Annotated in this window: 15 protein-coding genes and 1 other RNA gene; 11 read left to right on the forward strand and 5 right to left on the reverse strand. The window is 70.5% G+C overall.

The genetic code is table 11. From position 1 onward, the window contains the following. The first annotated feature begins 32 nt into the window (after positions 1–32). From smpB to ATL40_RS03875, 8 genes are all read left to right on the forward strand, one after another. Complete coding sequence (gene smpB, locus ATL40_RS03840) at positions 33–539, forward strand: SsrA-binding protein SmpB (protein ID WP_425443390.1); 507 nt, start codon at positions 33–35, stop codon at positions 537–539. 11 nt (positions 540–550) lie between these two features. After that, positions 551–2,419 (forward strand): DUF2207 domain-containing protein, encoded by a 1,869-nt coding sequence (locus tag ATL40_RS03845; RefSeq protein WP_098468383.1) that lies wholly within the window; start codon positions 551–553, stop codon positions 2,417–2,419. Positions 2,420–2,481: 62 nt separating this feature from the next. Continuing rightward, positions 2,482–2,895, forward strand: coding sequence for a DoxX family membrane protein (locus ATL40_RS03850; RefSeq protein ID WP_098468384.1), 414 nt, complete (start codon positions 2,482–2,484; stop codon positions 2,893–2,895). Between the two features lie 85 nt (positions 2,896–2,980). Next, positions 2,981–3,349, forward strand: a transfer-messenger RNA (tmRNA) gene (gene ssrA, locus ATL40_RS03855). A 177-nt stretch (positions 3,350–3,526) separates the two neighbouring features. Further along, positions 3,527–4,141 carry an ATP-dependent Clp protease proteolytic subunit gene (locus tag ATL40_RS03860; RefSeq protein ID WP_169925870.1) on the forward strand — a complete coding sequence of 205 codons (615 nt, stop codon included), beginning with the start codon at positions 3,527–3,529 and terminating at the stop codon, positions 4,139–4,141. 26 nt (positions 4,142–4,167) lie between these two features. Then, positions 4,168–4,839: an ATP-dependent Clp protease proteolytic subunit gene (locus tag ATL40_RS03865; RefSeq protein WP_098468385.1), complete on the forward strand. Its 672-nt coding sequence runs from the start codon at positions 4,168–4,170 to the stop codon at positions 4,837–4,839. A gap of 180 nt (positions 4,840–5,019) precedes the next feature. Then, complete coding sequence (gene clpX, locus ATL40_RS03870) at positions 5,020–6,354, forward strand: ATP-dependent Clp protease ATP-binding subunit ClpX (RefSeq protein ID WP_098468386.1); 1,335 nt, start codon at positions 5,020–5,022, stop codon at positions 6,352–6,354. After that, a complete protein-coding gene (locus ATL40_RS03875; RefSeq protein WP_098468387.1) occupies positions 6,351–6,662 on the forward strand; it encodes a chorismate mutase in 312 nt (103 codons plus the stop codon). The genes clpX and ATL40_RS03875 overlap by 4 nt, the downstream gene beginning before the upstream one ends. Before the next feature lie 127 nt (positions 6,663–6,789). On the opposite strand, the gene ATL40_RS03880 is transcribed toward ATL40_RS03875, so the two are convergent. The 5 genes from ATL40_RS03880 to valS all read right to left on the reverse strand — a co-directional run bounded on the left by ATL40_RS03880 (position 6,790) and on the right by valS (position 13,985). After that, entirely contained in the window at positions 6,790–8,625 is a 1,836-nt protein-coding gene (locus tag ATL40_RS03880; protein WP_098470264.1) for an AMP-dependent synthetase/ligase, read from the reverse strand. 32 nt (positions 8,626–8,657) lie between these two features. Then, positions 8,658–9,422: an amino acid ABC transporter ATP-binding protein gene (locus ATL40_RS03885; RefSeq protein WP_098468388.1), complete on the reverse strand. Its 765-nt coding sequence runs from the start codon at positions 9,420–9,422 to the stop codon at positions 8,658–8,660. Beyond that, positions 9,419–10,243 carry an amino acid ABC transporter permease gene (locus ATL40_RS03890; RefSeq protein ID WP_098468389.1) on the reverse strand — a complete coding sequence of 275 codons (825 nt, stop codon included), beginning with the start codon at positions 10,241–10,243 and terminating at the stop codon, positions 9,419–9,421. The genes ATL40_RS03885 and ATL40_RS03890 overlap by 4 nt, the downstream gene beginning before the upstream one ends. 2 nt (positions 10,244–10,245) lie before the next feature. Beyond that, positions 10,246–11,058: a transporter substrate-binding domain-containing protein gene (locus tag ATL40_RS03895; RefSeq protein ID WP_098468390.1), complete on the reverse strand. Its 813-nt coding sequence runs from the start codon at positions 11,056–11,058 to the stop codon at positions 10,246–10,248. 161 nt (positions 11,059–11,219) lie between these two features. Then, positions 11,220–13,985, reverse strand: a complete 2,766-nt coding sequence (gene valS, locus ATL40_RS03900) for a valine--tRNA ligase (RefSeq protein ID WP_098468391.1) — start codon at positions 13,983–13,985, stop codon at positions 11,220–11,222. A gap of 145 nt (positions 13,986–14,130) precedes the next feature. Here valS and lysX point away from each other — a divergent pair, with 145 nt between their 5' ends. The 3 genes from lysX (at position 14,131) to cofE (ending at position 19,512) form a co-directional block, all read left to right on the forward strand. Beyond that, the gene (gene lysX / locus ATL40_RS03905) at positions 14,131–17,532 is read left to right on the forward strand and encodes a bifunctional lysylphosphatidylglycerol synthetase/lysine--tRNA ligase LysX (protein ID WP_098468392.1); all 3,402 of its coding nucleotides are present in this window, start codon (positions 14,131–14,133) and stop codon (positions 17,530–17,532) included. A 145-nt stretch (positions 17,533–17,677) separates the two neighbouring features. Then, a complete protein-coding gene (locus tag ATL40_RS03910; protein WP_098468393.1) occupies positions 17,678–18,706 on the forward strand; it encodes a TIGR03557 family F420-dependent LLM class oxidoreductase in 1,029 nt (342 codons plus the stop codon). After that, positions 18,703–19,512, forward strand: a complete 810-nt coding sequence (cofE, locus tag ATL40_RS03915; protein WP_245866691.1) for a coenzyme F420-0:L-glutamate ligase — start codon at positions 18,703–18,705, stop codon at positions 19,510–19,512. The genes ATL40_RS03910 and cofE overlap by 4 nt, the downstream gene beginning before the upstream one ends. Positions 19,513–19,625: the final 113 nt, after the last annotated feature.

A 19,625-nucleotide genomic window follows, 5' to 3' on the forward strand; every position in this document is an offset into this window, starting at 1 on the left:
AGGGCGCCGTTACCCTGGTGAGCATGTCCCGCATGAAGAACGCCGAGCGCGCCGCGAAGGCCGCGGCCGCCAAGAGCGACCGGCCCGCCAAGGTCGTCATCGCCCGCAACAAGCGGGCGCGGCACGATTACCACATCGATGCCACCTACGAGGCCGGGATCGTGCTCACGGGGACCGAGGTGAAGTCCCTGCGGGCCGGTCGTGCCTCCCTGGTCGACGGCTACGTCTACATCGACGGTGGGGAGGCGTGGCTGGACGCCGCGCACATCGCCGAGTACGCGCAGGGCACCTGGACGAACCACGCCCCGCGGCGCAAGCGCAAGTTGCTGCTGCACAAGGCGGAGATCCTCAAACTCGCCGGGAAGACCCGCGAGAAGGGGTTCACGATCGTGCCGCTGGAGATGTACTTCCTGGGTAGCAACGTGAAGGTGGAGATCGCGCTTGCCCGAGGCAAGAAGGAGTGGGACAAGCGCCAGACGCTGCGTGAGCAGCAGGACCTGCGCGAGGCGCACCGGTCCATGAGCCTGCGGCAGATCTGATCGGCATCGCTGTGGCGCCGGAGTTCGCCGCGCGCCGGTGGGGCGGTCGGCCCGCGGTGACGCTGGTGGGGTACCTGGGTCTCCTCCTTGCTGCGCTGATGACGGTCTCGGTCGTCTCGGCGGTGCCGGCGTCGGCCGACGCGCCGGAGGAGTGGCGGGTCACCCGGTACGCCCTGCAGGCGCAATTGCTGCCCGACGGCGCAGCCCAGGTCTCCCTGGACCTGACGTTCGACTTCGGTGACGAGTCGGGCCACGGCCCTTACCTCACGCTCCCGGAACTGCAGGAGATCGCCGGCGACGACGACCACTACCGGGTGCTGCCGATCTCCGGGGTCTCCGCCAGCAGCCCCACGGCGCCCGCCGACCTGCAGGTCACCCACGAGGACGGCTGGGCCGAACTGCGCATCGGTGATCCCGAGGTCGAGATCACGGGCGAGCACCGCTACGTCATCGAGTACACGATCGGCGGCCTGATCGAGCCGGACCAAGCGGCGGGGGAGGCCGGGCCGGATAGCGGGCCGGACGCCCTGTACTGGAACGTTGTCGGCGACGGGTGGGAGGTGCCACTGACGGATGTCTCCGTGGGCGTGTCCGCACCCGCCGAGCCCGAGGCCATGGCCTGCTACCACGGGGGCGTGGGATCGGACACGGGGTGCCCGATCGCGGCCGACGCCACGGCTGGCGGGAGCGTCGTGGGCGCCTCGGTGGACTCGCTCGACGCGGGGGAGGGCATGACCATCGCGGTGGACTACCCCGCCGGTTCCTTCCCCGAGGCCGCGATCGAGTTGGCCCCGCGCACGAGCCTGGGCAATACCTTCTCCACGGACGCGGCGCCGCTGGGCGCCGCCGGTCTGGTGGGACTCGGCGGCGTGGCGGGCGTGGTGGCGTTGGCCCGGACCCGTGGTCGCGATGCCCGTCCGCACGGCGGCCGTGGGATCCAGCCGCCGCGCACCGATCCGCCCGAAGGCGCCGGGCCGGGGGAGGTCGGCGTGCTCATCGACCACCGCGCGCAGCGGTCGGACGGTGTGGCGGTGCTGGTCGACCTCGCGGTGCGCAACTGGATCCGCCTCGAGGCGGCACCCGCGCTCGAGGAGGACGGCGCGGTGACGACCGACGCCACCGGCGGGGAGGACCTCGTGGTGGTGAGGGTCCCGGCCGACCAACGCAGCCGGGCCGAACGCCTGCGGCCCTACGAGGAGGCATTCCTCGAGCGGCTGGTGGCCGGGGGCGATCGGGTGCAGCTCGGCGCGGACCCCTCGGCCGCCACGGTCGCCTTCCACGAACTCGGTCAGGCGCTCGAGGGCGCGGTGCTGGAGCGCGGGTGGTACGCCGTCGCCCCCTCGCGGGCACGCGGCCGGTGGCTGTTGGCGGGCGGCCTGCTCGTCCTGGTGGGTCTCGCAGCCACGGTCGCGCTCGCCTTCACCCTCGGATGGGGTCTGCTCGGCCTCGCGGTGATCGCCGTGGGGATCGCCGCCATGGCCTGCGCCGGCCTGGCGCCCGCCCGCACCGCCTCCGGCACCACGGCACTGCGCCACGCGCAGGGATTCGCGTCCTACCTGGAGAACCTCGCGCGCGACCGCGCCCGGTGGGACAGCGCGGAGGAGGTCTTCTCCCGCTACCTGCCCTACGCCGTCGCCCTGAACATCGAGACCACGTGGGTCCACGCGTTCCGGCCCGGGGCGGACAGTCCCGCGCGTGAGGACATCACCCCCGGCTGGTACAGCGGCGGCGCGATGTCGGTGCCGTTCTGGGTCGCCTTCGACGAGGGCGGCGTTTCCGACCACGTCACCAACGTGTCCACGCCGGTCAGCAGCGGCAGCGGGACCTCCGGCGGCAGCGTGGGGGGCGGCGCGAGCGGGGGTGGTGGCGGGGGGTGGTGACCTCGCCGCGAGCACGCGTAGGGTGGTGAGCGTTCCCGACGTCGACCTGTGGAGGCACCACCATGCCCTCGATCCGTAACCTGCCGCTGCGCCTGGCTGCCGGCGCGTTCATCCTCAACTCCGGCGTGGAGAAGCTCGAGCTCGACGCCGAGTCCGCCGCCGGCTACCAGCAGATGGCCGCCCAGGCGTTCCCGAAGCTCGCCGAGCTGGAGCCGGCCGAGTTCGGCAAGCTGCTCGCTGCGGCGGAGTCGGCCCTCGGTGGCGCACTGCTGCTCCCGTTCGTGCCGCGCGTGCTCGCCGGCGCCGGCCTGACAGCGTTCTCCGGCTCCCTGCTGTGGATGTACCACAAGACCCCGGGGCTGACGAAGGACGGGGTGCGACCCACGCCCGAGGGCATCGCGATCGCGAAGGACGTGTTCCTCCTCGGCATCGGGCTCTCGCTGATGCTGGACGCTCTCACGCGCAGGAAGAAGTAGTCCGCACGGGAATTCGCTGGCTACGCCGTCGAACCTGACGTAGACTGGACTGTCCCGCCGCGTGCGGGGCTTGTCAACTGAACAGGGGGGCGAACGGTTTCGACGACGGCCGTTCAGCCAGGGGAAGCGGGTCGAGGATGCATGGTCATCTCGTCAACGCTCCATGCAAACCCATAGGTGCCGATTCCAAGCGCACCGACTTCGCCCTCGCCGCCTGAGCGAGCGTAGAAGTCCGTCAGTCCCGGAGTGCTCTCGACCGGGGTCCTGGCGTCATCTAGAGAGCCACTGCTCGTCACCCTCGTTGCCGGGGTGACGGGGACTCCTAGGTAACTGGGCCTGTCGGCGAGTTGTCAGCGACAACGCCGGGGCCGAGCAGAACGTCTAGCTGACTGCACCCGGAGAAGCCCTGGCTCCACACCGTCGGACGCGGGTTCGATTCCCGCCGCCTCCACCAGTTCACCGCAGGCCGGTCCCCACCCGGGGGCCGGCCTGCCGCATGTCCGGAGCCGGGCAGTGTGCGCCAACAGCGAAACGGCGCCGCACCGGGCATGGAGTGTCAGCGCCGACGGTTAGTGTCCTTACAAGGACCCAGCACGCAGGCCGTGCAGGACGATCAGAACAGGAGCGCCACGTGAGCGAGATGCCCCACGCCATGGCCGACCCGCAGGGGTTCGGTCTCGGTGACCACGTCTACAACCGGCTTCTCAAGGAGCGCATCATCTGGCTCGGCTCGGAGGTGCGTGACGACAACGCCAACGCCATCTGCGCGCAGATGCTGCTGCTCGCCGCCGAGGACCCGACCAAGGACATCTTCCTGTACATCAACTCGCCCGGCGGCTCGGTGACGGCCGGCATGGCGATCTACGACACGATGCAGTACGTCCAGCCGGACGTCGCCACCGTGGCGACCGGGATGGCCGCCTCCATGGGGCAGTTCCTGCTCGCCTCGGGTGCGAAGGGCAAGCGGTACGCCACCCCCCACGCCCGCGTCATGATGCACCAGCCCTCGGGTGGCATCGGCGGCACCGCGACCGACATCCGCATCAACGCGCAGCTCATCCTGCACATGAAGCGGCAGATGGCCGAGCTGACGGCCGAGCAGACCGGCAAGACGGTCGACCAGATCAACGCCGACGCGGACCGCGACCGCTGGTTCACCGCCGAGGAGGCGTTGGAGTACGGATTCATCGACCACGTGGTCGCGACCGCTGCGAACGTCAGCGGCGGCGGCGGAACGTCGGCCTGAGCGGCGAGCGAGCGAGGAGACCACCCATGAACCTCATCCACCCCACCACCTTCGGCGCGACCGCCGGGAACATGCCCACCTCCCGGTATGTGCTCCCGCAGTACGAGGAGCGCACCGCCTACGGCTTCAAGCGGCAGGACCCGTACACCAAGCTCTTCGAGGACCGCATCATCTTCCTCGGTGTGCAGGTGGACGACGCCTCCGCCGATGACGTGATGGCGCAGTTGCTGGTCCTGGAGAGCCAGGACCCCGACGGCCTCATCACGATGTACATCAACTCGCCGGGGGGTTCCTTCACGGCGCTCACGGCCATCTACGACACGATGCAGTACATCGCGCCGCAGATCCAGACGGTGTGCCTCGGCCAGGCGGCCTCCGCCGCAGCGGTGCTGCTGGCTGCGGGGTCGCCCGGTAAGCGACTGGCGCTGCAGAACGCGCGCGTGATGATCCACCAGCCCGCGATGTCCGGCGGCGGCTACGGCCAGGCCTCCGACATCGAGATCCAGGCCAACGAGATCCAGCGGATGCGCGACTGGCTCGAGGAGACCCTCGCGGCGCACAGCGGCAAGCCGGTCGAGGAGGTCGGCCGGGACATCGAGCGCGACAAGATCCTCACCGCAGCGCAGGCCAAGGAGTACGGACTGGTCGACCAGGTGCTGGAGTCCCGCAAGAAGGCGCAGCTGCCGCCGCGTCCCTGATCGCGCAGGAGTAGTGGGCGTGTCCCGGCGAACAAGCCGGGACACGCCCCGCGTGTTTTAGTCGGGCATCCGCGCCCGGTGGGACGTAGTCTGGTTTTGACGGCGGCGCCCGGGGGCATCGGACGGCTCGTCGAGGTTCTAGCCGCGGGAGCGTCCCGTGGCGGTGAGGGAGGAGTGAGGATGTCTCACCCCACCGAGGGAGCAGAACTCCTGAAGTGCTCCTTCTGCGGTAAGTCGCAGAAGCAGGTGAAGCGCCTGATCGCTGGTCAGGGCGTCTACATCTGCACCGAGTGCATCGAGTTGTGCAACGAGATCGTCGAGGAAGAACTGGCCGAGGCGGAGCAGGCCGCGGCCGAACCGCTCGCGCTGCCGACTCCCCAGGAGATCTTCGCGCACCTCGAGGAGTACATCGTCGGGCAGGAGCGGGCGAAGAAGTCCTTGTCCGTGGCGGTGTACAACCACTACAAGCGGGTTCATGCCCAGGCCCAGCCCACCCGGTTGCACGATGAGCGCGTCGAACTCGCCAAGTCGAACGTGCTGATGATCGGACCGACGGGTACCGGGAAGACCTACCTCGCCCAGACGCTGGCGAAGATGCTGGACGTCCCGTTCGCGATCGCCGATGCCACCGCGCTGACCGAGGCCGGGTACGTGGGTGAGGACGTCGAGAACATCCTGCTGAAACTGATCCAGGCTGCGGACTTCGACACGAAGCGCGCCGAGACGGGCATCATCTACATCGACGAGGTCGACAAGATCGCCCGCAAGGCGGAGAACCCCTCGATCACCCGTGACGTCTCGGGTGAGGGCGTGCAGCAGGCGCTGCTGAAGATCGTGGAGGGCACGGTGGCGTCCGTGCCGCCGCAGGGCGGGCGCAAGCACCCCCACCAGGAGTTCCTGCAGATCGACACCTCGAACGTGCTGTTCATCGTGGCCGGCGCGTTCGCCGGCCTGGAGGACATCATCGCCTCGCGCACCCACCGCCGCGGGGTGGGCTTCAACGCCCCCCTGAACGAGCGGGACAAGGAGGACCTGTACGCGCAGGTGCAGCCGGAGGACCTGCAGAAGTTCGGTCTCATCCCGGAGTTCATCGGGCGCCTTCCCGTGGTCGCGACGGTCTCCAAGTTGGACCGCGAAGCGCTGGTGAGCATCCTCACCGAGCCGCGTAACGCCCTGGTGCGGCAGTACCAGCGGATGTTCGAGCTCGACGGCGTGGAGTTGGAGTTCGAGGAGGAGGCCGTGGCCGCGGTGGCCGAGAAGGCGCTGGAGCGCGGGGCCGGGGCCCGCGGGCTGCGCGCGATCCTCGAGGACGTGCTGATGCCGGTGATGTTCTCCGTGCCGGGGCGTCAGGACGTGGCCAAGGTGGTCATCACCGCCGAGTGCGTGACCGAGGGCGCGGAGGCGACCGTGGTGCTCGGCGCCCCGGGCTCGCAGACCTCGGCGGCGAAGCGAGCCAAGGAGGCCGCCTCCAGCAGTGGGAGCAGCACGCGCACGCGAGAGAAGCGGCCGGCGTGAGCGGCGTTCCCGCGCCGCTGGGAGGCGAGGTCCCGGCCGAACTGGCAGGACTGCGTCGCTCCATCGACAACATCGATTCCGCGCTCGTGCACCTCATGGCCGAGCGCTTCCGCGCCACGCAGGAGGTCGGCGTCCTCAAGGCCACTCTCGGCCTCCCTGCCTCCGACCCGACCCGGGAGCGCGAGCAGGTCGCGCGCCTGCGGGCCCTGGCGGAGGACTCCGGCCTCGACCCCGTGTTCGCGGAGAAGTTCTTCGCGTTCATCGTGGCGGAGGTCATCCGCCACCACGACGCCATCGCCGGCCGCTGACCCACCCACCTCCGCGAGGTGGTTCTGCAGGTACCGCGAGGTGGTTCTGCAGGTACCGCGAGGTGGTTCTGCAGGTACCGCGAGGTGGTTCTGCAGGTAGCGGAGGTGCCTGCCTGCCTCGCGGAGGTCAGTCGCTGGTGGTGTCCGCGGGGGTGACCTCGATGGAGTCCACGCTGGCGGCGTAGAGCTCGTCGATGGCGCCGGCGAAGTCCTTCAGGACCAGGTTGCGCTTCACCTTGAGCGACGGCGTGAGGTAGCCGTTGTGCTCGGTGAAGTCACCCTCGAGGATCACGATCCGCCGGATCGACTCCGCCCGCGAGACCGCGCGGTTCGCGCGGCGGGCGGCACGCGCCAGGGAGTCGCGCACCTCCGGGTGGTGGCGGGCCTCCGCCATCGTCATCTTCGGCAGACCCTTGCCCTCCAACCATCCGGGCAGCATCTCCTCGTCCAGCGTCACCAGGGCGCCGATGTAGGGCCGCTGATCGCCGACCACCACCACGTTGGAGACCAACGGGTGGCCACGGAAGCGGTCCTCCAGCACGGCGGGGGAGACGTTCTTGCCGCCGGCGGTGATGATGAGCTCCTTGCGGCGCCCGGTGATCCGCAGCCGCCCGAGCTCGTCGATGCTGCCCAGGTCGCCGGTGCGCAGCCACCCCTCGGGGGTGAAGGCCTCCGCCGTCGCCTCGGGGTTGTTGTGGTACCGCATGAACACGTGCGGGCCGCGCACCACGATCTCGCCGTCGTCCGCGATGCCGATCTCCGTGCCGGCGTAGGCCGGGCCCACCGTGCCGATGGCCACGTGCTCGGGAATGTTCACCGTGGTGGGCGCCGTCGTCTCGGTCATCCCGTACCCCTCGAGCACGGTCACGCCGATCCCGCGGTAGAAGTGCCCGAGGCGCTCCCCGAGCGGGGCCCCGCCGGAGATCGCCCACTGCAGCTGCCCGCCCATGGCCTCACGGATCCGGTTCAGCACCAGGCGCATCGCCACGGCGTGCTGCGCCTTGAGCGCGCGCGAGGGCCCCACGGGGGTGTCCAGGGCGCGTGAGTAGGTGATCGCGGTCTTCGTGGCCAGGGAGAACAGACGCTTGCGCACCCCGGTGGCCGCCGACTGCTGCGCGGAGTTGAAGACCTTCTCGAACACGCGGGGCACGGCGAGCAGGAAGGTCGGCCGGAAGGACTGCATGTCCGCCACCAGGTGCTTCGCGCCGGGGGCGTGCCCGAGGATCCCGGCCTCGGTGATGCACAGCACCTCGATGAAGCGGGCGAACACGTGCGCGAGCGGCATGAACAGCAGGGTGCGGTAGGAGGGGTCGTCCAACAGGACGTGCAGGGAACTGCGGGCCCCGTTCTGCGCGAGGTAGAGGAAGGACTGGTGCGCCAGCTCCACCCCCTTGGGCTGCCCGGTGGTGCCGGAGGTGTAGATGATCGTGGCGAGGTCACCGCCGGCGAGGGCCTCGGTGCGGCGGACCACCTCGGCGATCTCCACCTCCACCCCGGCGCCCACGAGCGCGGGGATGTCGCCGAACAGCTGCACGTCGCGGATGTGGGGGACACCCGCCTGGCGTACCCGCTCGGCGAGCTGCTCGGACTCGGCCATGACCAGCACCAGCTCGGAGTCGGTGCCGATCCAGGCGATCTGCTCCGGTGAGGAGGTCTCGTAGATGGAGACGGGGATGCCTCCGGCGCTCCAGATCGCGAAGTCCGCCAGGGTCCACTCGTAGCTCGTGTGGCCCATGATGCCGACCTTCTCGCCGGGTTCCAGGCCCCAGGCCACGAGGCCGCGGGCGAGGTCGAGGACCTCCTCGTAGAACTCCCGTGCGGTGCGCGGCTGCCACGCACCGTCCACGTGTCGCTCCACGATGACCTGATCCGGGGTGGTCCGTGCCCGACGGCGCAGCGCACCCGGGATCGACATCTCGGGTTCGAGCGGAACGACGGTGGGGGAGGAGTAGGTCTGGAGCATGGTGACCATCCAATCAGGTCACCGGGGATTCCTCAGCCCGGCGTCCCGGGATCCGGGGCGTGGGTGGGGTCCAGCACGCGGCTGAGGAAGGACTGGGTGCGCTCCTCCGCGGGGTTGGTGATCACCTGGTGCGGGTCGCCCTGCTCCACGATCACGCCGCCGTCCATGAACACCACGTGATCGCCCACCTCGCGGGCGAAGGTCATCTCGTGGGTGACCACGATCATCGTCATCCCGCCCTCGGCGAGGTCACGCATGACGGCGAGCACGTCACCGACCAGTTCGGGGTCCAGGGCCGAGGTGGGCTCGTCGAACAGCATGAGCGCCGGGTTCATCGACAGCGCGCGGGCGATCGCCACCCGCTGCTGCTGTCCGCCGGAGAGCTCGTGCGGCCGGGCCTGCGCCCGGTGCGCGAGGCCGACCCGCTCCAGCATCTCCATCGCGGTGGCCTCGGCGTCCTTGCGGGAGCGGCGCAGCACGCTGCGCTGGGCCATGGTGCAGTTGTCCAGCACGTTGCGGTGGCTGAACAGGTTGAACTGTTGGAAAACCATCCCCACGTGGGTGCGGACCCGGTCGATGTCCACGTCGGGGTCGGTGACCTCAGCGCCGAGCAGGCGGATGGTGCCGGCGCTCGGCTGCTCCAGGAGGTTCACGCAGCGCAGCAGGGTGGACTTGCCCGACCCCGAGGGGCCGATGAGGCAGACGACGTCGCCCTGCGCCACCTCCAGGTCGATGCCGCGCAGCACGTGGTTGTCCCCGAAGGACTTGTGCAGACCGGTGATGCTGACGACGCTCATGCCGTCCCTCCCGTGCGTCGCTCCAGCCACCGGGTCAGGAAGCCGAGCGGGATGGTGATGATGAGGTAGCACGCGCCCACCAGGAACAGGGGCGTCAGGCCGCCGCCGGCACCCGAGGACAGGGCGTCGCGGCCGATCTTGGTGAGCTCGTACTGCACCGGGGTCATCCCGATCGCGAACAGCAGCGAGGTGTCCTTGGTCAACAGCAGCAACTCGTTGGTCAGTGGCGGCAGCACGGTGCGGAACGCTTGGGGCAGCACCACCTTGATCAGCGTGCGGGTGTGGGACATGCCCAGCGAGCGCGCGGCCTCCACCTGCCCCTTGGGCACCGCCTGGATCCCGGCGCGCATGGTCTCGGCGATGTAGGCCGCGGCCACCGACCCCAGGGAGATCGCGGAGATCGCCGCGACCGAGCTGAGCGAGATGCCGAACGCCTGCGGCAGCGCGTAGTAGACGGTGATGACCACCAGCAGTGCGGGGATGCCGCGGAAGAACTCGGTGTACACGGTCGCGATCCACCGGTAGGGCCCCACGGAGCTCAGCCGCATGAGGGCGAGCAGGGTGCCCAACGTGATCCCGACCACGAACGCGGCGAGAGTGTAGGTGAGGGTGTTGAGGAAGGCCTGCGGCAGGTCGCCGATGAGCTCCTGGGCGGAGGCCAGATTGAAGACCGTCTCACCCACGCGTGACCAGTCGGCCGAGACCAGGACCACCACCAGCAGGGCGAGCAGCACGGTGTACTGCACCCCGCGGGAGATGCGGGCGCGTTGCCGCGGCGAGAACCTCGCGGTACTGGCCTCGGCCGACAGGTCGACGGTCATGCTCAGTCGGCCTCGGTGCCGATGTACTCCGCGTACACGGCGTCGTAGGTGCCGTCGCCCTGGATGCGCTCCAGGGTGGCGTTGATCGCCTCGAGCAGCGCGGTGTTGTCCTGCTTCACCCCGATGCCGTACTGCTCACCGGTGGCGATGGTGTCCAGCACCACGACCTCGTCGTCCTCGTACGCGGCGAGCGAGGCGATGTCGTTGACGATGGCGTCCACCTGGCCATTGCGCAGCGCCTGGACCTGCAGGCCGAGGTCCTCGAACTCGGTGCCGACGTAACCCTGGTCGGCGACCCAGTCGGCGCCGGTGGTCGCCTGCATCACGCCGATGGTGGCGCCGTCGAGGTCATCCAGGCTCGCGATGTCCGAACCGGACTGCACCATGACGGCCTGGTCGGCGTCGAAGTAGGGGTCGGAGAAGTCGAGGTTCTCCTCGCGCTCCTCGGTGATCGTGATGGCCGAGATCACGGCGTCGCAGGTGTCCGCCTCCAGCGCCGCACCGGACTGGATCCCGTCGAACCCGGTGTTCAGCACGGCGAGCTGGACGCCGAGGTCGGTGGCGACCTCGTCCATGATCGCGATGTCGAACCCGATGATCTCGCCGTCCTCCTCGTACTCGAACGGCTCGTACGGGGTGTTGGTGCAGACCGTGAGCTCACCCTCGGAGATCAGGGCGACCTCGGCGGAGGCGCCGTCGGTGCCCTCGGTGGCGGCGTCGGTGGCGGCGTCCTCACCCGAGTCGGAGGAACACGCGGCGAGCGTGACGAGGGCGGCTGCGGCCACCGCGGCGGTGGCCAGGCGTGCAGAGCGCATGGGTTGTGTCCTTTCGCTGAAACTCCTTGGAACGCCCGTCACTGTAGTAAGTCGGATGTGAACGGGGCGTTTCGGGTCACGGATCGGTATTGAATCGTCACCGACATCACAGCGCCGCCCGGTGCCGGGATACCCGGTACCGGACGGCGCGGTGCGTGTGTTCAGCGCTTGGGCGGTGCCTCGCCGAGGGCGGCGGCGGCGACCCCGACCAGCAGCGACTCGCCGTCCGCGCCCCTGGCCTGCCCGGGCAGCACCTCCAGGGTCCCGGTGACCTTCGCCGCGGCGCGCAGGTCGCCGGCGACCAGGGCGAGCTGCGCCGTCGTGGGCTCATCGGCGACCAGTTCGGCGCCCAGCAGCGGGGTGCGCTGGGAGACCTTCGCCTCGCTCTTGACCTTGCGCAGCGCCGAGAGTGCCGCACCGGCGGTGGCCACCACGCCCCTCAGCCCGTCCGCGGCGGCGTCACCCGCGGCCTCGCGCAGGCCCTCGCTGGTGGGCCAGGAGGCGGCGTGCACCGACCCGGAGCGCCACCACGACCACACCTCGGCCGTGGCGAAGGGCAGGAACGGTGCGAACAGGCGCAGCAGCGTGTCCAGCGCCAACCAGAGCGTCGCCCGCGCCGAGGCGATCTCCGCCTCGGTGAGCTGCGCCGTCGTGCCCTGCGCATCAGCGGCGCCGCGGCCGTAGGCGCGGTCCTTGACCAGTTCGAGGTAGTCGTCGCAGAACGTCCAGAAGAAGGACTCGGTCACCTCCAGCGCGCGGGCGTGGTCATAGGCCGCGAAGGCCTCGGTGGCGGCATCCACCACATCGGCGAGGTCCGCGAGCAGCGCCCGGTCCAGGCCCTGGGTGACGGCCGCCGGGTCCAGGGTGATCGCGGAGTCCGGGGCGGTGGTCAGCACGAACTTGGAGGCGTTGAGGACCTTGATCGCCAGCCGGCGTCCGATCTTCATCTGCCCGATCTCGAACGCGGCGTCGGTGCCCAGGCGCGCGGAGGCCGCCCAGTAGCGCACCGCGTCCGACCCGTGCTCCACGAGCAGGTCCATCGGGGTGACCACGTTGCCCTTGGACTTGGACATCTTCTTGCGGTCCGGGTCCAGGATCCACCCCGAGATCGCGGCGTGCTTCCACGGCAGCGTGCCGTGCTCCAGGTGGCTGCGCACCACCGTGGAGAACAGCCAGGTGCGGATGATGTCCTGCCCCTGCGGGCGCAGGTCCATCGGGTAGACCCGGGAGAACAGGTCCTCATCGGTCAGCCAGCCGCCGGCGATCTGCGGCGTGAGGGAACTGGTGGCCCAGGTGTCCATCACGTCGGACTCGCCCACGAACCCGCCGGCCACGCCCCGCTGCTCGGCGCTGTAGCCCTCGGGCACATCGGAGGAGGGGTCGATCGGGAGCTGCTCCGCGCGCGGGGTGAGGGGGGAGTCGTAGTCCACCTCGCCCTCGGCGTCCACCGGGTACCAGACCGGGATCGGCACACCGAAGAACCGCTGCCGGGAGACCAACCAGTCCCCGTTCAGGCCGCCGACCCAGTTGCTGTAGCGCACCCGCATGAAGTCGGGGTGGAAGTCCAGCTCCTCGCCGCGCGCCAACAGTTCGGCGCGCAGGTCGCGCTGGGGCTCGCCCTGGTCGGTCAGCCACTCCTTGCCGCCGTTGCGGATGTACCACTGCCGCGAGGTGACGATCTCCAGCGGCTTGTCGCCCTTCTCGAAGAAGTTCGCCTTGCGCTGAGTGGCCTTGGGCTCACCGAGCATCTCGCCGCTCGCGGTCAGCGCCTCCACCACGGCGGCGCGCGCGGAGAACGTCGTCTTGCCGGCCATCTCGCCGTACACGGCCCGCCCCGCCTCAGCGGTGATCCACTCCGGCGTCTCGCGGGCGATGCGGCCGTCGCGCTGCACGATGGAGCGCATCGGCAGGTTCAGCTCGCGCCACCACTGCACGTCGGTCAGGTCACCGAAGGTGCAGCACATGGCGATGCCGGAGCCCTTGTCTGCCTCCGCGCCCGGGTGGGCGAGCACGGGGATCTCGACGTCGAACAGCGGCGTGGTCACCGTGGTGCCGAACAGGTGGGCGTAACGCTCGTCGTCCGGGTGGGCGATCAGCGCCACGCAGGCGGGCAGCAGTTCGGGGCGGGTGGTCTCGATGACCACATCGCCGTCGGTGCCGTGGAAGGCCAGGGAGTGGTAGTGCCCCGGGTAGTCCCGGGCCTCCAGCTCGGCCTGGGCCACGGCGGTCTGGAAGGTGACGTCCCACAGTCCCGGTGCGGCGGCGGTGTAGGCCTCGCCACGCTCGAGGTTGTTCAGGAACGCCTGCTGCGCCACGCGCCGCGCCGAGGCCCCGATGGTCTGGTACTGGTGGCGCCAGTCCACGCTCAGGCCGAGGTGACGCCACAGCGACTCGAACTGCTTCTCGTCCTCCTCCGTCAGTTGCTCGCACAGGCGCACGAAGGTGCGGCGCGAGACCGGCACCTGATCGGCGGCCTTCACGCTCTTCGCGCCGCCGGAGTGCGGGGGCGTGAAGTCCTCCCCCTCGAAGGCCAGGGTCGGGTCGCAGCGCACCCCGTAGTAGTTCTGCACCCGGCGCTCGGTGGGCAGGCCGTTGTCGTCCCACCCCATCGGGTAGAACACCTTCTCCCCGCGCATCCGGCGGAACCGGGCCACCACATCGGTGTGCGTGTAGGAGAAGACGTGCCCGATGTGCAGGCTGCCGGAGGCCGTGGGCGGCGGGGTGTCGATGGAGAACACCTGCTCGCGGGTGGCCGTGCGGTCGAAGTGGTGCAGGCCCTGCTCGTCCCACACCGGTGCCCACTTCTCCTCCAGGCCCTCCACCCCTACCCGGTCCGGGACACTGACGGTGGTCAGCGGGGCGTCGGTCGGAGGGGCGGTGGCCGAGGCGGTGGTGGGCACAGGGGTGCCCTCGTGAGCGGTGGTCATGGCAGTAGTCTCCCAGATCCGCCACGCATCTGAGGGCGGCGTGGCGGTGTGGCGGGCGGTGTGGCGGTGCCTCGGCATAGGGTGAGGGGAGACCTGCGTACCACCCGCGTGCCGCGACGCGGCCGCTACGAAAGAGGCAGCCGGCATGACCGCCCCCACCCCCCAGCCGACCGCGAGGCCAGAGCCGACCGACGAGCCCGGCTCGTTCGCGCCCGCACCCGCGGACTCCGCGCCCCGCCATCACCACCGCCGCGAGCGGGAGGTCGTGGTGCCCCGCACCGGTTCCTGGCCGCAGCAGGTGGCGCGGTGGACCGGTCGCCTCCTCATGGCGGTGGCCGTCTGGCAGCTGATCGCGTTGATCATCCGGCCCTTCGCCCGCGGCTTCGTGGACACCGTCACCTCCTGGCTGGACGTGGTGGGCCTGCCGCACCCCACGCCGTTCTCCGTGGTGCTCACCGCGCTGATCGGCAGCGCCGTGCTGCGCCGCCAGCGTGCCGCGCTGTGGTTCATCCAGATCGTCTGGCTGCTGCCGGTGGTGCTGGTGGTGGCCGGCTCCGCGGTGCTGGTGGCCGCGGGACAGGCGCAGGAGGTCGACCTGACGGACGAGCCGGTCCTGTTCTGGCTCTCCGGCGTGGGCTGCCTGGTGGCGATGGCGATCCTCTTCACCGCACGCAAGGCCTTCACCGCCCGGCTGCGTGCCGGGGCCTGGTGGCAGGCCGCCCTGGTGTTCCTGGGCGGCATGGTGCTGTCGGTCGTGGTGACCTTCCTGCTGCTGGAGATCGTGCCGGACTCCCTCGATACGCTGCGCGACCGATTCAACTGGGCGGTCTCGGTGGCCGCCGGCACCACACCGGATGTCGCGCCGTTCCTCGCCGAGGGCAGCGCCCCGCACTGGGTGCGTGTGGTCGCCGGCCTGATCTCGGCGGTCGGCCTGCTGCTGGCGATCGTGGTGTTCCTGCGCGGCGCGAGCCGCAGCGCCGAGACCGACCGGGACTCCGAGCTCGCGGTGCGCCGCCTGCTACTGACCTACCCGAACGACGACTCCCTGGCCTACTTCGCCACGCGCGATGACCGGCACGCCGTCTTCTCCCCGAACGGCGAGGCCGCGGTCTCCTTCCGGGTGGTCTCCGATGTGGCGCTCGCCGCCGGAGACCCGATCGGCGACCCCCAGCAGTGGGAGGAGGCGATCAACGAGTTCATCGCCACCTCCCGGCGCTATGGCTGGGCGCCTGCCGTGGTGGGTGCCGGGGAGCACGGTGCCCGGCTGTACGCCGAGCACGGCTTCTCCGTGAGCACCCTCGGGGACGAGTCGGTCATCGACACCCGGACCTTCTCCCTCGCCTCCCCCCAGCTCGGTGCGGTGCGGCACGCCATCGCGCGGCCGCGGCGGGAGGGCTACACGGTCAAGATCGCGCGGGCCGAGGACATCGACCCCGAGGACCTCGCCGATCTGATCCGCGAGGCGGACGAGTGGCGCCACGGTGACGAGCGCGGCTACTCCATGTCGCTGTCCCGGTTCGGGGACCGGCGCGACCCGCGTGCCCTGATCGTCTCGGCCTACGACGCGCACGGCGCCCTGCGTGGGGTGCTCGGGTTCGTGCCGTGGGCGCGTACCGGGATCTCGCTGGACGTGATGCGCCGCTCGCCCGAGGCCGTCAACGGCGTGACCGAGTTCATGGTGACCTCCCTGGCCACCCAGGGCCGCGGGATGGGCATCGAGAAGATCTCGATGAACTTCGCGATGCTGCGCGAGGTGTTCGCCTCGGGGGAGAAGGTCGGCGCGAGCGCCTGGCACCGCCTGGTGCGCCGGGTGCTGCTGGCAGCCTCCCGGATCTGGCAGATGGACTCCCTGTACAAGTCCAACCAGAAGTACGACCCGCAGTGGCAGGCCCGATACATCTGCACGATCCCCGGCCAGACCACCCACGCGCTGTGGGCCTACGGCCAGGCGGAGGGATTCGTGCCCACCGCCCCGCGGTGGTTGCGGCGGCGGGAGCGCGCCGCCTCCCTGGAACAGGGAACGGGACGGGAGGAGCTCGCGACGGCGGTGCTCGCCCAGGAGGCCGAGTTGCGGATGCCCGCGGTGCCGCCGCGCAAACTCACCGACCAGCAGCGCGCCCGGTACGCCAAGTTGGACCTGCTGCGCGAAGCCGGGATGGACCCCTACCCGGTGGGGGTGCCGCGCACCCACCGCGTGGGAGACGTGACGGAGTCGATGATCGAGAGCGGCGCCGTCGTGTCGATCTCCGGCCGGATCGTGCGGCTGCGCGATCTCGGTGGGGTGATCTTCGCCGTCCTGCGGGAGCGCACCCACGAGGTGCAGGTGATGGTCACGGCCGACCGGCCCGACTCACGGCCGGACCTGTTCTCCCGGGTGGTGGACCTGGCCGACACGATCTCCGTGACCGGCGAGGTGACGCGATCGCGCACCGGTGAGCTGACCGTGCACGCCAGTTCCTGGGTGATGGCCTCCAAGGCCCTCACCCCGCCGCCGGACAAGTACCGAGGCCTGCAGGACGCCGACCAGCGTGCCCGGCTGCGGCACATCGACCTGGCGCTGAACAAGACCCCCACCCACCTGCTGGAGGGGCGCAGCGTGGCCGTGTGGGCGATGCGGCAGGAGTTCGCCAAGCGGGAGTACCTGGAGGTGGAGACCCCGATCCTGCAGGCGATCCACGGTGGGGCGAACGCACGGCCGTTCACCACCCACATCAACGCCTACGACATGAACCTCTACCTACGCATCGCGCCGGAGCTGTTCCTCAAGCGGCTCGCGGTGGGCGGGTTCGAGCGGATCTTCGAGATCGGTCGCAACTTCCGCAACGAGGGCGTGGACTACAAGCACAACCCGGAGTTCACCTCGCTCGAGGCCTACCAGGCCTACGCCGACTACACCGTGATGCGCGAACTGACCCGCGAACTCATCATCGCGGCGGCGCGTGCGGTGCACGGCCGGCCGATCGCGATCGACCCGAACGACGGCAGCGAGGTGAACCTCGACGTGCCGTGGCCGGTGGTGACCTGCCACGAGGCGGTCTCCCGCGCGGTGGGGGAGGAGATCACGCCGGACACCCCGATCGAGCGGGTGCGCGAACTGTGCGAGAAGCACGAGATCGCGTTCGGGATCGACCACTCCCACGGGTCGCTCGTGGCCGAGCTCTACGACGAGCTCGTGGAGGACCAGACCACCTTCCCGACCTTCTACACCGACTTCCCCAAGGAGACCTCGCCGCTCACCCGCGAGCACCGGGTGGACCCGAGGCTCGCGGAGCGGTGGGACCTGGTGGCCTTCGGCTCGGAGCTGGGGACCGCGTACTCCGAGCTCATCAACCCGGTGGACCAACGCGACCGGTTCACCCGGCAGTCGCTGCTCGCGGCGATGGGTGACCCGGAGGCGATGGAGATCGACGAGGAGTTCCTCTCCGCGCTGGAGTTCGGGCTGCCGCCCACCGGCGGCCTGGGGCTCGGGGTGGACCGGGTGTACATGTTCATCGTGGGCGCCACGATCCGCGAGACGCTGACCTTCCCGTTCACCAAGCCGCAGTAGCGGGCCCGGCCTGGCCGGCCCACCGCCTCGCCGAGCGGGTGCTTAGGCGGGGTTCGTTCGCCGGCGGGCTGCGCAACCACCCGCTCGGTGGGGGTGGGGTGGCGCAAGGGCACGCTCGGCGCGGTGGCGGTGGGAGGATGAAGGCATGACCGATTCCGCGAAGTCTGTGCCTGAGAAGTCCCTGACCGTCGGCGTCGCAGCGGCGCTCGAGCAGTTCCATCCCAGCGAGATCCTCGAGCACGCCGCGCTCGCGGAGAAGCACGGGTTCTCCGGGCAGATGGCCGCCGACCACGTGCAGCCATGGGTGCCGGCGCAGGGCGAGGCGGCGTTCGTGTGGAACGTGCTCTCCGCGCTGGGCGAGCGCACCACCGGCGACCTCGGACCCGGCGTCACCTGCCCCTCGATGCGCTGGCACCCCGCGATGGTCGCGCAGGCCAGCGCTACCCTCGCCGCGATGTACCCCGGCCGGCACTGGCTCGGCCTGGGCTCGGGTGAGGCGCTGAACGAGCACGTGGTGGCCGGGTACTGGCCGGAGGCGCCGGAGCGCATCAACCGGATGTTCGAGGCGATCGAGATCATCCAGAAGTTGTTCGCCGGCTCGATCGCGGGCAAGGACGTCAAGCACAAGGGTCAGTTCTTCCAGATGGAGTCCATGCGGCTGTGGACCATGCCGGAGGTGCCGCCGGAGATCCTCGTGGCCACGGCCGGGCCGGTCACGGCCAAGCGCGCGGGACGGCACGTGGACGGTCTCATCACCGTGGGTGCGCCCCTGGAGAAGATCAGCGGCCTGTTCGACAAGTTCGCGCAGGGCGCCCGCGAGGCGGGTAGGGACCCCGACGCCATGCCGAAGGTGCTGCAGCTGCACCTGTCCTGGGCTCCCACCTACGAGGAGGCGCTCGCCAACGCCATGGAGCAGTGGCCCAATGGCGGCATGAAGTTCCCCAAGGGTGACATCCGCTCGCCGTTCGACTTCGCCGCGATGGCCAAGCTCGTGCGCGAGGAGGACTTCGCCGGTCGCATGGTGATCTCGGAGGACCCGGACGCCCACCGGGCGGAGATCCAGAAGTACATCGACCTCGGCTTCGACCGCGTCTACCTGCACAACGTGGGGCGCAACCAGGCCGAGTGGATCGAGACCTTCGGTCGGGACGTGCTCCCGCAGCTGCACCGGTGAGCGCGCAGGTGAACGACGGCGTGCCGGCGCTGCAGGTAGTGGCGCCGGACGGCGTCCCCGCCATCACCTCCTCGACGAACCTTCCCGCGGTGCTCACCCCGATCCTGGCCAACCTGACCTGGCCGGACGGGAGCGTCGGGATCACGCAGGGCGACGTCGTCGTGCTGGCCTCCAAGGTGGTCTCCAAGGCGGAGGGCCGGCTGATCAAGGCTCCAGATCGGGAGGCCGCGATCGACGCCGAGACGGTGCGACTGGTGGCCTCCCGCGAGAACGCCGACGGCTCGCGGCTGCGGATCGTCCAGAACCGGCAGGGGATCGTGATGGCCGCGGCGGGCGTGGACTCCTCCAACACCCACCCCGGCACCGTGCTGCTGCTGCCCGAGGACCCGGACGCCTCCGCGCGCGCCCTGCGCCGGGGCCTCGCGGCCAGGCTCGGGGGCGTGCGCCCCGGGGTGATCCTGTCCGATTCGGCCGGTCGGCCGTGGCGCGACGGCGTGGCTGACCTGGCGATCGGCGCCGCCGGGATCGCGGTGCTGGACGACGCCCGCGGCCGCACCGACGACGCGGGCCGTCCCCTGGAGGTGACCGTCGTCGCCGTCGCGGACGAGATCGCGGCGGCCGCGGACCTGCTGAAGGGCCCCACCGGGGGCCGGCCCCTCGCCGTCGTGCGCGGCATGGGCCGGGTGGTGACCCACGAGGACGGACCGGGCGCCCGCGTGCTCAACCGCACCGGGGCGCAGGACATGTTTGCGCTCGGCACCCGCGAGGCGTGGGAGCGTGGCCGCGCCGGGGATCCGCTGCCGTAGCGCCGCACCACAGCCGCGAGCCCGTGCCCCCGGCGGTCAGTCCGTGGTCCCGGGCCACGTGCTCGGCGCAGACCCCACGGGTTCGCGGCCGTAGGTCGGCAGGCACGACGACG

It is taken from the genome of Serinibacter salmoneus (assembly GCF_002563925.1).
Taxonomy (GTDB): domain Bacteria; phylum Actinomycetota; class Actinomycetes; order Actinomycetales; family Beutenbergiaceae; genus Serinibacter; species Serinibacter salmoneus.